This is a genomic window from Acidithiobacillus sp. TH-A36, from assembly GCF_057473445.1.
In genome coordinates, this window is sequence record NZ_JBYCKP010000622.1 from 1 (window position 1) to 2,025 (window position 2,025).

Annotated in this window: 2 protein-coding genes; both read right to left on the reverse strand. The window is 55.8% G+C overall.

Going from position 1 to position 2,025, the window contains the following annotated elements; genetic code table 11:
- Nucleotides 1–112: 112 nt before the first annotated feature.
- Nucleotides 113–904: a dihydropteroate synthase gene (folP, locus tag AC2VLY_RS15615; protein ID WP_486922593.1), complete on the reverse strand. Its 792-nt coding sequence runs from the start codon at nt 902–904 to the stop codon at nt 113–115.
- A gap of 53 nt (nt 905–957) precedes the next feature.
- A partial coding sequence (locus AC2VLY_RS15620) for an ATP-dependent metallopeptidase FtsH/Yme1/Tma family protein (protein ID WP_486891871.1) occupies nt 958–2,025 on the reverse strand: 1,068 nt, incomplete at its 5' end.

Here is a 2,025-nt window from a genome sequence, read left to right on the forward strand (position 1 = left end):
GCCGCCCATCCCAACTTCAGTACCCATTCCGGGTGAATGACGGAATCTCCGACCCGCCCCCTGACACCATCGGTGCCAAACCACTTTCTGCTCATTGATTTTCCTTCAAAGATTATTTACCACCCTGTTCCTGTATGCCTGTCCAGACTTTGATCGCCTGCACCGTTTCTGCCACATCGTGGACGCGCAGCATCTGCGCACCATGGGCCACAGCCCAGAGTGCGGCGGCAAGGCTACCGGCCAGACGTTGAGCGGCAAGGGCGACACAGGACAACTCGCCAATCATGCTTTTTCGGGAAGCTCCGACAACAATCGGCAACCCTATGTTTTGCAATGCGTCCAGCTCCCGCAAAAGCCGGCAGTTTCCCTGCAGATCTTTGGCAAAACCCAATCCGGGGTCCAGTAATAACTGTTCGCGGCGGATTCCTGCGGTTGCGCATGCAGCCATCCGTTCCCTGAAAAAACGGGTTACCTCGCCAAGCACATCGTCATAGCGGGTGTTGGTCTGCATATTCCGTGGAGTGCCCCGCATATGCATCAGGCAAACCGGGATGTCCAACTCTGCAGCCATGGTTAACGATTGCGGGTCGCCTTGCAGTGCCGTGACATCATTCATCAAGCCCGCCCCCAGGGACCAGGCTTCGCGCATGACCTTGGCTTTGTAAGTATCTATGGACACTGGCAAAGGCACTGCTGCCAGCACCGCTTCCACAACGGGCAGCAGGCGATCCATTTCTTCGGACTCGGAAACCGCAGGAGCACCCGGACGGGTTGATTCTGCGCCAATATCAATAATGTCGCCGCCGCTCTCCCAGATTTGGCGTGCCCGCATAACCGCCAACTCCGGGCGGATATAAGTTCCGCCATCGGAGAAAGAGTCGGGGGTGACATTCAAAATCCCCATAACACAAGGGCGCCCCAAATACAGCGGGCGCCCATTGCAATCCAGCGTTATGGTCAAACGGGATGCTCTCCGGGATTGAGGCCCGGCAGCGTCTGACCGCCAGTCTTATCCGAACTGGCAGCATTACCATCCGGGGGCATGGTCGGATAACTGCCTGCGTCATCTACCGGCGGACGGGGATCACGCCCGGCCATGATGTCGCTCACCTGATTGGAATCCAGGGTTTCGTACTTCAACAACGCCTGAGCCATAGCTTCGACCTTGTCGCGATTTCCCTCGATCAGCTTGCGCGCCACATCATAACGTTCACGAATGATGCCCCGGATTTCTCCGTCCACGGTCATGGCTGTCTGTTCGGAAATGTTACTATGCTTGGTCATCTCCCGACCGATGAACACTTCTTCTTCCTTCTCACCGATCACCATGGGGCCAATACTGGACATACCCCACTGGGTCACCATTTTCCGGGCCAGATCCGTGGCGCGTTCAATATCATTACCCGCACCCGTGGTCATCTGATTCAGAAAGACTTCTTCGGCAATACGCCCACCCATGAGGATGGAAATGTTACTGAGAATTTCCTCACGCTCATAATTGAAGCGGTCTTCAGTGGGCAATTGCATGGTTACACCCAATGCACGGCCACGAGGAATAATGGTCACCTTATGCACCGGGTCCGTGCCGGGCAACAACTTGGCAACCACCGCATGACCCGATTCATGATATGCCGTAGTTTCCCGCTGCTTGTCACTCATCACTACCGATTTGCGTTCGGCACCCATCATGACCTTGTCTTTGGCGTTTTCAAAGTCATGCATATCGACCAGACGCTTACTCTTGCGCGCTGCCATCAACGCTGCTTCGTTGACCAGATTGGCCAGGTCCGCCCCGGAAAAACCAGGGGTACCCCGGGCAATGACTTTGGGATCCACGTCGGGCGTAATAGGCACCTTGCGCATGTGAACCTGCAGAATCTGTTCACGACCACGAATATCGGGCAGAGGCACAGTGACCTGACGATCAAAACGCCCAGGACGCAACAGGGCAGGATCCAGCACATCCGGACGGTTGGTGGCAGCCACCACAATAATCCCTTCCGTACCTTCAAAACCATCCATCTC